The organism is Sandaracinaceae bacterium, from assembly GCA_016706685.1.
In the GTDB taxonomy this organism is placed as follows: Bacteria; Myxococcota_A; Polyangia; order Polyangiales; family Houyiibacteriaceae; genus JADJJE01.
This window is the reverse complement of sequence record JADJJE010000027.1, coordinates 81,793-94,052: the sequence shown is the minus strand read 5'-3', so window position 1 is coordinate 94,052 and position 12,260 is coordinate 81,793. Positions and strand designations below refer to the sequence as shown.

General features: G+C 69.2%; 9 protein-coding genes and 1 pseudogene. 7 read left to right on the top strand and 3 right to left on the bottom strand.

Features of this window, described 5'->3' with window-relative positions; all coding sequences use genetic code 11:
* Positions 1–251: 251 nt before the first annotated feature.
* Positions 252–686 carry a hypothetical protein gene (locus IPI43_26190; GenBank protein ID MBK7777572.1) on the top strand — a complete coding sequence of 145 codons (435 nt, stop codon included), beginning with the start codon at positions 252–254 and terminating at the stop codon, positions 684–686.
* Between the two features lie 21 nt (positions 687–707).
* Here the strand turns inward: IPI43_26190 and IPI43_26185 are convergent, their stop codons facing one another.
* The gene (locus IPI43_26185) at positions 708–1,391 is read right to left on the bottom strand and encodes a DNA mismatch repair protein MutH (protein ID MBK7777571.1); all 684 of its coding nucleotides are present in this window, start codon (positions 1,389–1,391) and stop codon (positions 708–710) included.
* A pseudogene (gene dnaE / locus IPI43_26180) lies at positions 1,361–5,001 on the bottom strand (DNA polymerase III subunit alpha). The gene IPI43_26185 and the pseudogene dnaE overlap by 31 nt, the downstream one beginning before the upstream one ends.
* Before the next feature lie 189 nt (positions 5,002–5,190).
* On the opposite strand from dnaE, the gene IPI43_26175 reads away from it, so the two are divergent.
* The 5 genes from IPI43_26175 to IPI43_26155 all read left to right on the top strand — a co-directional run bounded on the left by IPI43_26175 (position 5,191) and on the right by IPI43_26155 (position 9,541).
* A complete protein-coding gene (locus IPI43_26175; protein MBK7777570.1) occupies positions 5,191–5,526 on the top strand; it encodes a hypothetical protein in 336 nt (111 codons plus the stop codon).
* Positions 5,527–5,653: 127 nt separating this feature from the next.
* Entirely contained in the window at positions 5,654–6,313 is a 660-nt protein-coding gene (locus IPI43_26170) for a hypothetical protein (GenBank protein ID MBK7777569.1), read from the top strand.
* Positions 6,314–6,446: 133 nt separating this feature from the next.
* Positions 6,447–7,616 carry a hypothetical protein gene (locus tag IPI43_26165; protein ID MBK7777568.1) on the top strand — a complete coding sequence of 390 codons (1,170 nt, stop codon included), beginning with the start codon at positions 6,447–6,449 and terminating at the stop codon, positions 7,614–7,616.
* Positions 7,617–7,741: 125 nt separating this feature from the next.
* Entirely contained in the window at positions 7,742–8,638 is an 897-nt protein-coding gene (locus IPI43_26160) for an FHA domain-containing protein (protein MBK7777567.1), read from the top strand.
* A 138-nt stretch (positions 8,639–8,776) separates the two neighbouring features.
* Complete coding sequence (locus IPI43_26155; GenBank protein MBK7777566.1) at positions 8,777–9,541, top strand: FHA domain-containing protein; 765 nt, start codon at positions 8,777–8,779, stop codon at positions 9,539–9,541.
* Between the two features lie 21 nt (positions 9,542–9,562).
* Here IPI43_26155 and IPI43_26150 read toward each other — a convergent pair whose 3' ends face one another.
* Positions 9,563–10,387 carry a YceI family protein gene (locus tag IPI43_26150; GenBank protein ID MBK7777565.1) on the bottom strand — a complete coding sequence of 275 codons (825 nt, stop codon included), beginning with the start codon at positions 10,385–10,387 and terminating at the stop codon, positions 9,563–9,565.
* A gap of 127 nt (positions 10,388–10,514) precedes the next feature.
* Between IPI43_26150 and IPI43_26145 the strand changes: the two genes are divergently transcribed.
* Positions 10,515–12,257, top strand: coding sequence for a neutral/alkaline non-lysosomal ceramidase N-terminal domain-containing protein (locus tag IPI43_26145; GenBank protein ID MBK7777564.1), 1,743 nt, complete (start codon positions 10,515–10,517; stop codon positions 12,255–12,257).
* Positions 12,258–12,260: the final 3 nt, after the last annotated feature.

Here is a 12,260-nt window from a genome sequence, read left to right as displayed (position 1 = left end):
ACGCACTGCGTCATGGATGACGCGCCATTCCGTCACCCGGGTTGCCCAAGGTGGACACTTGGACACGGTTCTGAAGGACTGTGTGAAACGTTTGCAATCCAGAAACGTCATCACGGCTAGCAACTCCGGCGAGCATACGCCGAAAACCCAAATCATTCTCAGGACACCGCCCTCAAACACGGACACCACCGGATCATTGGCACAGCGATTGCTTAGCTCTTCGTGTGCCGACGCAGATTAGGAGACGCGTCATGAACTCCACCCTCTACAACCTTGCCATGGTGATCGCCGAGCGCGGAAGCGACTGGGAGAGCTGGGTCGACCAGTTCCGCCAGGACGCTGACGACGTGTGCCTGATCATCCAGCAGCCGGGTGAGACCGTGTCGGAGCTCGCCACTCGCGTGCGTAAGCGTGTGGACGCCATCCAGCCCTACGAGACCCTGGCCCAGGCCGTGGTCGTCAGTGGGGGCCGCGTGGACCAAGAGGCCGTCTCGGCCCGCTCTGTCGCCATCCGCGCCGTGGTGGCCCCCATGGTGCGCGCCGGCCACGGCAACGTGGTGCTGGCCAGCAGCACGAAGGACCGCATCAGCATGATGGGCCTGGCGTCCACGGTCGCCTCCATGATCCGCGGCACCGGCGTCCAGATCGTTCCGGCGGCTCAGACCGCCCTCGCGCGCGTCGCCTGACGAGGGGCGCCCGGGCGCCGCTCAGACGCGGGGCGCGTACGCTTCGCGGACGATCGCGGTGGTGAAGGTGCGGCGCAGGTAGAAGCCCCGCGGGGATGCCCAGGAGAGGGTGCCGTCTTCGCTGGCGAGGACTCGGCGGACGGTGGAGTTGGCTGCCTTGGGGCGAACCTGGAGGGCCTCGCCCAGGCGGGCGTCGAGCGAGTCGATCTCGCCCGCGGCGACCAGCTGTGCGACGGCCTCCCAGTCGGCGCGCAGCTGGGCCAGCTGGGCGGCGGACGGCGACCACAAGAAGGCGCTGCCCACGCGGCGCGCTCCGAAGGCGACGCCGGGCTCGGTCTCGATGGGCACGAAGAGCACCCGGGCCAGGCGCATCGCCAGCACGCTGTCCTCGAAGTCCGTGCGCTCCAGATCGCCGAGGGGCACCGTGCACACGAAGGTGGTCTCGCGTGGCACCCCGTCGCGCCCGAGCGGCAGCGTCTTGATCTCCACGCCCAGCGTGGGCAGGTCGGGGCCGCGCGATGAGCCCGACGCGGCACCGAGCGCTTGCTCCACCAGCTGCCCCACGCGGCCCTTGCGGCGCGTGCCACCGAGCTCGAGGTCGTCCCACGCAGGCCAGCCCAGCTGTGCTGCGAGCTCGGCCAGGGTCAGCCCCGCGATCGCGCTCGCCCGCGCGATCAGTTCCGCTTCGCTGGTGGGTTCGCCCAACGCAGCTCACACGCCTTTCTGCCGAAGAGCCGCTCGAGGCTCGCCAGCAGGCCGTCCGTGGGCTCCACGTGCAGCCCCGTCTCGAGCAGGTCCACGCTCCACACCTGCGGGTTGGACAGCGTGAGGGCCACCGGACACGGCCCCGGGTGCGCCTCGAGCGTGGTGCGCAGCGCCTGGAGCTTCTGCCGCGACACCTCGCCGACCGACAGCTGCACCACCACCGACGTGGTCTTCTGAGCGAGCGCGCTGGCCAGCAGCTGCACGTCGTTGAGCACCAGCTTTGGTTGCTCCGGCGCATCGTCGTCGGCCATGCGGTCGCGCTCGAACTGCACGCGCCCCGTGAGCAGCACGGGCTCGCCGGACTTGAGCCGGTCGCGGTTGTCGCCCTGCTCCAGGATCTTGGGCCGGACGATGACCTCCACGCGGCCCACGGCGTCTTCCAGCTCGAAGAAGGCGATGCTGTCACCGCGCTTGGTGCGCCGCTCGCGGTAGGCCTCCACCGAGCCGCCGAGCACGATGGTGGTGTTCACGTCGATGGACGCCAGCGTCTCGGTGTCGGCGTTGCAGAAGCGCCGCAGCTCGGCGGCGTAGCGGTCGAGCGGGTGTCCGCTCACGTAGAAGCCGAGCGAGGCCTTCTCGCGCTGGAGCTGGTCGCGCGAGTCCCAGTCCTCGGCGGGCGGGAACGTGCCACCGCTGCGTGAGTACGACTTGGCCGTGTCCGACTCGCCCAGCAGCCCGAAGAGGCTGGTCTGCCCGCTGGCTTGTTCGGCGGCGAGACGCTTGCCCCGCTCGATGGCCTGCTCGAGGGCCGCGAACGCACGGGCCCGGGACACGTCCTTCGGGGCGTGCACGCCGTCGAAGGCGCCACACTGGATGAGCGCCTCCACCACGGCCTTGTTCACACGGCGAAGGTCCACGCGGGCGCAGAAGTCGAACAGGTCGATGAACGGGTCCTGCTTGTGGGCGTCGTCCTGGCGCGACTCGAAGACCGTGTCGAGGGCGGCGCTGCCCACGCCCTTGATGGCACCGAGGCCGAAGCGAATGCGCGGCACCTGCGGGTCCTGCACCACGCCCTTCTGGCACACGGGCTTGTCCTTGGGGCGGCGGATGTCGCGGCCCTCCTCCGGCGAGTACACCACCGAGAAGTCGATCTCCGACTCGTTCACGTCGGGCGGCAGCACCGTGATGCCCATGCTGCGGGCCTCGGCCACGGTGCGCACCACCTTGTCGCTCTTCTCCTTGTCGGCGCTGAGCGTGGCGCAGGTGAACTCCACGGGGAAGTGCGCTTTGAGATAGGCCGTTTGATAGGTGATGAGCGCGTACGCCGCCGAGTGCGACTTGTTGAAGCCATAGCCGGCGAAGAACGCCATCAGATCGAAGATGTCTTCGGCGGTCTTCTTGTCCACGCCGTTCTTGTCGGCGCCGTCCACGAAGGTGGCCTTGTGCTTGGCCATCTCCGACTCTTTTTTCTTGCCCATGGCGCGCCGCAAGAGGTCGGCGCCGCCCAGCGAGTAGCCGCCCATCACCTGGGCGATCTGCATGACCTGCTCCTGGTACACGATGACGCCGCGCGTGTCCCGCAGGATGGGCTCCACGCTGGGATGCGGGTACTCCACGCGCTGCCGGCCGTGCTTGCGCTCGACGAAGTCGTTGTGCATGCCGGCGCCCATGGGACCGGGGCGATACAACGCCACGGCGGCCACGATGTCCTCGAAGCAGTCCGGCTTCAGCTTCTTGAACAGGTCCTGCATGCCCGTGGACTCGAGCTGGAAGACGTTGGTGGTCTCTCCCGAGCAGAGCAGCGCATACGTGCCGCGGTCGTCGAGCGGCAGCGCGCTCAGATCGAACTCGCCTTGCCGGTCCGGGCGGCGGTTGATCAAACGAACCGCTTTGTCCAGCACCGTGAGCGTGCGCAGCCCCAGGAAGTCGAACTTCACCAGGCCCGCCGCCTCGACGTCGTCCTTGTGGTACTGCGTGACGTACACGCCTTCGTCGGGGCAGAAGACGGGCACGTGGTCCCAGATGGGCCCCTCGGACATGACCACGCCCGCGGCGTGCATGCCCGCGTGGCGCGTGAGGTTCTCGAGCCCCTGGGCGATGTCCAGCACGTCGCGCGCAGCGGGGTCCGTGTCGTAGAGCGTCTTGAGCGCCTCCACCTCTTCGAGCGCCTTGTAGATGGGCGTGCTCTTGCCCGCGATGGGGTCCGGGATGAGCGCGGCGATGCGCGCGGCGTCGCCTGGCGAGAGCCCCTTCACGCGGCCCACGTCCTTCACCACGCTCTTGCTCTTGAGCTGGTGGAACGTGGCGATCTGCCCGACCGACTGCTTGCCGTAGGTGTCGCGCACGTAGTCGATGACCAGCTCGCGCTTGTCCATGCAGAAGTCGATGTCGAAGTCCGGCATGGACACGCGCTCGGGGTTCAGGAAGCGCTCGAACAGCAGGCCGTAGGGCAGCGGGTCGAGGTCCGTGATGCGCAGGCTGTAGGCCACCAGCGAGCCCGCTCCGGAGCCGCGACCCGGGCCCACCGGCACGTCGTTGTCCTTGGCCCAGTTGATGAAGTCCTGGACGATCAGGAAGTACCCCGGGAACCCCATCTGGTTGATGATCTGGGTCTCCACCTCGAGGCGGTCCTCGTAGACCTTCCGCTCGAAGGGGATGTTGCGGCGGTCCATGTCGGCCAGGCGCACCTCGAGCCCACGGCGCGCTTGGTCGGCGAGGTACGCCTCCTCGGTGTCTCCCCCCGGCACCTTGAAGCGCGGCAGCTTGGGGTCGCTCAGGGGGCTGACCTGCCCCGCGCACATCTCGGCGATCTGCAGTGTGTTGCGAGCCGCGCCGGGCACGTCGCGGAAGAGCTCCACCATCTGCTCCGGCGACTTCACGTACATCTCGGAGCTGTTGTGGTGCATGGCCTCCATCTCACGGAGGCTGCGCCCGGCGCCGATGCACTGCAGCACGAGCTGCCCCGGGGCCTCGCCGCGCTCGTGGTAGTGGCAGTCGTTGGTGGCCACCAGCGGCAGCCCCAGATCGCGCGCCAGCTCACCCAGCACGTTGTTCAGCGGGCGGTTCTCGGGAAGCCGTGGTCCTGCAGCTCCACGTAGAAGCGACCCTCGGGGAAGCAGTCGCGCAGCTTGGCCATGGCGTCGCGGCCCGCAGCCGGCCCGTTCATGAGCACGGCCTGGGCCAGGTAGCCCCCCATGCAGCCCGAGAGCCCCACCAGCCCGGCGCTGTACTTGGCCAGCAGCTCGAAGTCGATGCGGGGCTGCCCGAGCGGGGTGAGCCCCTCCACCCAGCCGAGGCTCACCAGGCGCACGAGGTTCTCGTAGCCCTTCTGGTTCTCCGCCAGCAGCACCAGGTGGTGCAGCCGCGCGTCGTTCGGATCGCCGCGGTGCCCGGGGGTGATGTTCACCTCGCAGCCCACGATGGGCTTCACCTTCTTGCCCTCGCAGAGCTTGTGCATCTGCACGGTGCCGAACATGTTGCCGTGGTCGGTGAGCGCGATGGCGCCCATGCCCAGCTTGGCGGTCTGGTCCACCAGCTGGTTGAGCCGCACGGCGCCGTCCAGCATGGAGAACTCCGAGTGGACGTGAAGGTGGACGAACTCGCCGGGCATGGGCCGGACCATACGCGCTCGGGCGCTCTGGATCCACGTGAGTCCGGCGCGATTTGCACCCCCAGGAGTCCGCGTGCTACATCCCGCGCCCCGCGAGCGCCTCGTGGCTTTACCCGTGCGCGCCTCGACGAGCCACTTCACTCAGCCTGCAGAGTCTGCTCCGCCGGCGCCAAACAGAGACCCGGAATCATCATGAACAAGTCGCCGCTCGCCATCGTCAAGGAGCGCTTCGGAGACAAGCAGAAGCTCGTCGACGCCCTCAAGAAGCTCGCCACGGACGACGTCTTCATCGACCGCGCCAACGCCGAAAAGGGCTTGGATCACGTGTCGAACCGCAAGCTCATCCACCTTCACGACGTGCTCACGCAGGTCAAGAAGGACCACGGCACGCGCGCAGGGCTCATCAGCGCCGTGGCCAAGGCCGAGGGTCGTGGCGAAGACGCCGCCTTCGTGACCAGCCTCGAGCGCTTCCCCTCGCCGCGCCTGCTGGATCGCCTGCGGTCCGCTCAGAAGCGCGCCGGCTGAGTCCCCTCGGGGAGCTCGGAAACTAGAGCGCACCTCGTGGCCCATGGTCATGAGATGCGCTCTCGTCGTTCCCAACGAACTTTTTCGGCGCTACGCTGTCATAGCTCTCGTGACGCACGCTCCCCACATGACTCAGCTGCCCAGCCCCGAGCTGGGTGGCCTCGCCCCCGGGCGGGACGAGACCGACCCCGAGCTGTTGGCGCTGCCCGCGCCGCCTCGGGGTCTGCGCGTTGCCACGCTGACCATGATGGCGGCGGTGGTGGCGGCTGCGTTGTCCCTGGCCATCAGCCTGCGCGCTGATTTGTCTTACTTTTTCGGGCAATCCGACGTGGTGGTGCTGGGCAGCGCCACCAGCCTGGACCCCGCTCGGCTGGTGCCCAACTCGCACGTCCAGATCGAGGGCAGCCCCATGCTGTCCACGGCCGTGCGCTATCGGCGCATGCTGGGCAGCGACCACTACACGCTCTATCCGCTGGCTGGCCAGCGCAACGTGTACGTCCAGGTGGCCTACGAGGACGAGGACCAAGAGCGGCTGGCCACCCGGCGCGAGTTCACCGGGCGCCTGGTGACCTTCGGGCAGCTGGGGGCGCGCTTCTCTTCGGTGCGCACGTACCTCGAGACCCGCATGGACCAGCCGGTGTCGGCGGACTCGCTGGTGCTGCTCGCGGACGAGCCGCCGTCCAGCTACGCGTGGTCGCTGGGCGTGGTGCTGCTGGCGGTGCTCATCGCGCTGCTGGATTCATGGCTGATCCTGCGCTGGTTCCGGCCACTGCCGCAGGACGAATAGCCCGAGCGAATAAGGGCCGAGTGGGGAAGGCAGCGCTTGACAGTGCTGGCCTTGCACAGCTACCTTCGCGCCCTCCCTTTGCAGCAGAGCAGCGATGTCAGACGACCCTAATAAGCCACGTAAAGTCAAGGACTTGAAGGCCCGTCTGGGCCGGACTATCGCCCCCAGCACCGTGCAGGCGGGCAGTGGCGACATCGCCCCGCCCCCGAACCTCGGTGGGGTGGTGCCACCTCCGTCCACCGTCGGCGGCATGCCGGGCCCCATGCTGGGCACCGCCAAGCCCAAAGTCGAAGCCCCTCCCATGGTCCAGGCGCAGCAAGCTGCGGCCGCCGAGGAGGAGGAGCGTCGCAAGAAGAAGAAGGCCGATCCGTTCGCCGCCGGCGAGGCCGCCGCAGGGCCGCAGCAGGTGCGCATCGTCATCGACGGTGAGCCCGTGGCCGACAGCGAGGTGGGTCGCAAGCAGGCCGGAAAGATCGCGGCGTTCGGCGTGGTGTTCGCCATCGTGGGCGCGATCATCGGCATCACCGTCGCGGGTGCGCGCGAGGACAACGCCGTCCGCGAGGCGGCCATCCGCGACGCGCGCTCCATCCTCGAGAAGGCGCAAGAGGCTTCCGCCGCGGTGGTGCAGGCCCAGCAGCTGGTGGACCGCGCCATCAACGCGTCCAACCCACAGCGCACCGGCGGCGCCCAGGTGGACTTCCAGGCCATCCAAGACCTGCGCGCCATCGCGCGGCCCGAGTACAACGTGGCCACCTTCGCGTCCACGCAGTTCAACCAGTTCTCGGCGGCGGCGCAGCCCATCATCCAGTACCACATGCTGCTGGAGCAGCTCTTCACCACCATCGAGCGTGTTGCCACGTTCACGCTGAACGCCCGCAACCGCGCCGCGCTCACAGAGGCGGCTGCTGCCCTCACCGGCGTGGCCACGGACTCGCTGGCGCGCCCCACCACGGGCTGCGTGCCCAGCATCACGGGCGGGCAGCTGGTGTGCAACCTGCACTTCATCGACTGGCCGGCCACCCCGCCCACCACGCCCATGACCACCGTGCCGGCGCGCCCCACCCGGCGCGACCGCCCCACGGACAAGACCATCTACACCAACCAACCGCTCACCACGACGCCCGAGCAGTACATCATCATCACCAACCCGGTCACGTCGCGTGACGTGCTGGGCGCCCAGGGTTCGGAGTTCGAGGACTTCCGCCGCGACCTGCTGGAGCTGCGCACGCTGGTGAACCAGACCATCGAGGTGCAGGGTCAGCTCGAGCAAGCGCTCGGGCAGATCGTGTCCCACGAGGGCTGAGTCCCGCCCCCCACGCGGCGTCGCCGCAACCACTCGAACGGGTCGCCTCTGCGGCCCGTTTCGTTTTGGTGAGACCCCGCGCTCATTTTCCTTCCTCGCGACCCTCCGTGTTATCGTTCCCGCCCGTGCGCCGCTATCGACTCCGCTACCAATCCACGGACCTCGAGATGCCCATCGGGGAGTTCCTGATCGGTCGCAGCTCGGAGTGCCATCTGGCGGTGGACGACTCGCTGGTGTCGCGGCGCCACGCCGCCCTGGACGTCCGCGCAGACGGGGTCCGCATCCGCGACCTGGGGAGCCGCAACGGGGTGTCCGTCAACGGCACGCTCATCTCCGGCAGCCACGAGCTCACGCACATGGACCGCATCACCATCGGCGCGCAGCAGATGGTGTTCGTGGAGTTCCAGCAGTCGGCACCGGCCACGCGCCCCACCACGGACATGGTGCGCTGCATGGCTTGCGGCGCGTTCGAGGAGGCCAAGGCCCGCGTCTGCTCCAAGTGCGGCATGGTGCTGAGCATGTCCCACGCCACCGTGGAGATTCAGCTCGATCCCAACGCCACGCTCACCACGGAGGGGCGCTCCATCTCGGCGTTCGCGCTCATCAGCAACCTGGCGCAGAAGTCGCTGCAGCTCCAGAAGTTCGGGGACGCTCAGCAGATGCTGCGCCCGCACCTGGACGCGTTCCTGACCAAGCTCCGCCAGGACGCCGGGGGCGACCACGCCAACACCGACGTGGGCACCCTCTCCACCGCCAGCCGCTTCGCGCTCCAGCTGTGCGACGGCTTGGACGCGCCCGAGTGGCTGGACTGGGTCATCGAGGCGCACCTCGCGGCTTCGGTGCTGGTCAGCTCGGAAGACATCGAGCAGATGCACGTGCTGGTCCGCAAGGTCCGCTACAAGAACCTCAAGGCGCTGCGGGCCTACATGGAGGCCATGCGCAGCCGGGCCCACGCGTTCTCCGCGGCGGAGCGTTTCCGGCTCAAGCGCCTCGAGGGGCTCGAGCGGGTCATCGCGGCATGATTGGGGATCGTTTTGCGCTCACTTCACCTGACCGAGTTCAGCTGGTTGTGATATTTTCCAGCGCGGAGACAGCCGGTGGCGCGATTTAGACTGAAATTCCTACTTCAAGAGTTCGACTTGGTCGGCCCTGAAGTGCTGATGGGACGCAGCCCCGAGTGCCATGTCACGCTCGAAGACCCGCTGGTGTCACGTCAGCATGCGCGCGTGTTGATTGGCGGCGACACCGCTCAGATCATGGACCTGGGCAGCCGCAACGGCACGCGCGTCAACGGCCAGCTCATCGAGGGCGCCGCGCTCCTGCACGACGGAGACCGCGTGCGGCTGGGCACGCAAGAGCTGCTCTTCTACATGGTGGACCGCGCTCCGCGTGAGGCGAAGACCACCGGCTTCATGACCATGTGTCGGGCGTGCAAGACGCCCTTCCCCGACACGGCCAAGGAGTGCCCGCACTGCGGCACGCCCGCCATCGCCGAGGACGAGACGTTCAGCGGGTTTGCCGTGGAGCCGAGCCGCAGCTGGACGTACCAGCTCTTGGGCGAGGTGGTGGAGCGCGCGCTCGACGCTGGACGCACAGAAGAGGCGGCTCGCATGTTCCGCCGCGTGGCCCGCGAGATCGAGCTGCGCATCGAGCAAGGCGACCTGCTGGAGGCGCGCCAGATCGAGACGGTGGCCACCTATGCGGCGGCCCTCGCCAACAGTGACACGGCCACCGACTGGGTCGCGTGGCTCCTGGACCTGCACGTGCACCACAACGCCGTCATCAGCATCGGGCTGGTGGACCAGCTGCAGCGCACCGTCATCCTGCGCGGCCACGAGCACGCGCGCCGCTACCTCGAGTGGGCGCGCCAGACGGGGCATCGAGACGACGCCCTCGACCGCCTGGACACCCTCGTCTCGCACTGAGAACGCGCGGCTCGCCGGAGCTCAGGGCGCCGTGGGCATGGCGCGGAAGTCGAACGTGACGGGCGCCGCCGTGGCGACCTTCTCGCCGAGCGCGGCCAGCGTGCGCTGAGCCAGCGTGCCGAACGCGCTACGCGGCCGAACGTCGTACTCTTCGAGGCCCACGGACACGGGCTCGAGCGAGCGGACGCGCACGCCCGTGGCGGTGTCGCCCTCGAACGTGAAGGTGAGCTCCACCCGTGCGCTCTTGGGGACGGTGTGCCCGTGGATGCGCAGCTGGCCGTGCAGCGTGGCCTGCACCACCCGCTCAGCGCCGGTCATGGCCGTGACGTCGGCCGCGCTGAGGTTGTCGATGCGCTCCACGCGAAACTCCACCCAGCGATTGGCTTCGCGCACGTCCTCGGGCGCGTCGGGCGAGATCTCGAACCAGGTGCGAACGTGCTCGTTCTGGGTGTCGCTGCGCACCTCTTCGCCAAAGGCCTGATCGGCGGTCTCTCGCTTCTGCTGGAGCACCTCGAGCTGGAGCAGGTCGATGCGCACGAGCGCGCTGCTTCGGCCGAGCTCGTCGAGGTCGAGGTTGAGCTCCCCCTGCACGGAACCGGGCGCGCGACCGTGGATGTTCTCGAGCGGTGCCGCCATGAGGAAGTCCACCGCCGAGCCGTCGGTGGCCACCTGCCACACGCTGCCTGTCGCTGGCGCCGTGGGGGCCTCGAGCGGCGCAGAGGGGGCCTCGGCCGGGGTGGACTCGCCGCAGCCCACCAGAGCGGGCGCGAGCGCCATGCTGGCGGCGAAGACGGTGAGCGAGGTGGTCCGGCGCGCGGACCGACGGATGCGAGAAGAAACGGACATGGGGAGCTCCTTGGGTGCCACGAGTCGCGAAGGACTCCTCCGCGTAACGGCCAGCCCTCGAAATGTTACGCGGCTTCCGCAGGCGGGCGTCTGGTCGGGGCGCCCGTCCTGCAGTACACCTCGCGCGATGGTCACCTCCTATCGTGCGGGCTTCAGCCGGCGTGAGATCACGGCGTACGAGCCGGGCATGGCCATGCTCGGCTGGGAGCACCCGGGCCACAAGGTGCGCGGTGTGGCGACGCCGCTCTTCGCGCGCGCGTTGTTCCTCGAGGACACCGCGACCGGCGGTCAGGTGGTGCTGGTGGTAGCCGAGCTGGGCTTCCTGACGTGCGCGGTGCGCCTGGCGGTCTTGGCCGCCCTCGCCGAGCGCGCGCGCCACGAGCCCGCGCTGGCCGGCCTCGGCGCACACAACGTCGCGCTCGGCGCTACGCACACCCACTCGGGGCCCAGCGGGCTGTCGCAGTTCCCCATGTACAACACCACCAACCGTGGCTTCTCGTCCGTGGTCTTCGGCGCAGTGGTGGCCGGCATCGTGGACTGCATTGCGAGCGCGGTTCACGCGGCCGAACCCGCCACCCTGCAGTACGCCAGCGCGCGCATCCCGTATACCGTGCCGGTCGCGTTCAACCGCTCGCTGCGGGCCTACAACGACAACCGCGACACGCGAACCGTGGCCCCCGGTCGGCCGGAGCTGGCCACCACGCGGGACACACAGACGCTGCGCGTGAGTGACGCCGCGGGGCGTGGCCTAGGCCTCGTGAACTGGTTCGGGGTGCACGGCACCAGCCTCCATCCGCACCTCGACCAGCTGCACTCGGACAACAAGGGTATCGCTGCGGCCGCGCTCGAGCAGCGTGCAGGTGCGAGCAGCGAGCACCGCCCGGGCTTCGTGGCCATCTTCGCGCAGGGCGCCGCAGGCGACGTGTCCCCCAACCGCCGCTGGGACGCCGAGCGCGGCGAGGCCATCGGAGAGCACGACGACGACCACGCCAGCGCAGACCTCAACGGTATGCTGCAGGCCGACTGGGCCTGGCGGGCGTTCGAGCGGGCGGGGCGGACGCCCGCGCTGAGCGGCCCCGTGGAGGGCAGGACCGTGCACCTGGACATGGCCAACGCGCCGGTAGCGCCACGCTTCGCGACCCACAGACGCCGTGGCCAGGAGCTGCGATCGGGTGGCCTGCGCACTCGCAGCGCGCGTCTGGGCCTGAGCATGAGCCTGGGCACGCTCGAAGGCCCCGGCCCGCTACACGGTCTGCGGCCGGTGTTCGATGCCCTCGCCACGCTGCGGCGTCGCACGGCCAAGGACGACCCGCAGGTGCCGCTCTTCGAGGTGGGCAAGGGCGTGCACGGGTTGGCCTTTGGGCTGGTCCCGTACACCCGGCTGGCTGGGCTCGGCCGCTTCGACTACTCCATGGCGTACATGAGCGCGGCGTATGCCGGCGGAGTGCTGGACGAGCCGTGGGCGCCGCGCTTCCTGCCGCTGCAGCTCCTGTCGTTGGCCGGTGTGCCGCTGGCGCTGCTGCCCGGCGAGCCCACCACGGTGGCCGGCCGCCGCGTGCGGGCCCTGTTGCGTGAGCACTGGCCCAGCGCCCCGGACGCTGTGGTAGCAGGGCACTCCAACGGCTACGCGGGCTACATCACCACGCCCGAGGAGTACGCCCACCAGCGCTACGAGGGGGCCTCCACGCTCTTCGGACCGCACACGCTGGGCGCCTACTTGAGCGCCCTCGATGACCTGGCCCGTGGCCCGGCGCCCGTGAGCAGCACGGCGGCGGCCTTTGGGCCCGAGCTCGCGCCCTTCGAGCCCGAGCGGCTGATCGCGCGCCGCGAGATCGCGCGGGCGCGGCTCCCCATGAGCCAGCGTGGCTGAGGC